Annotated in this window: 1 protein-coding gene; it reads right to left on the bottom strand. The window is 56.3% G+C overall.

The features are described from left to right. The coding region (locus ACTHSP_RS22695) for an OmpP1/FadL family transporter (RefSeq protein ID WP_440347090.1) at positions 1 to 371 on the bottom strand (371 nt) is incomplete at both ends.

Raw genomic sequence — 371 nt, 5'->3', positions numbered from 1 at the left:
GCTTTGTTGAAGCGGCTGTGGCGCGTCCAAGTCACATCGCCGAACAGGTTGGTTTTGTCGGTGGCGCGGTACATACCGTGAACAGACAAAGACTCAGGCGTAACGATTTTTACGCTGGCTTTTTCGTTCGGCACATAACCGCGTGCAGCCATTGCACCCAAGTCCCAAGCACGTTTTGCATATGCGCCGTCCGCTTCCCAATCGGCAGTGCCTTTCAGCGTATGCGATACTTTGGAACGATAGTTCACACCCACGCGTGCGCGGTCGTTGATGTCCCACATCCACGCCAGTTGGTAGCCGAAGCCCCAATCGTGGCCTTTTACATCGGCATGACCGTCAGCTTTGCCGGTCGCATCGACAGCAACGGGACG

This window comes from Neisseria sp. P0001.S005, assembly GCF_051963715.1.
Note: the sequence above shows the minus strand (reverse complement) of the source record. Positions and strands in the feature narration are given on the sequence as shown.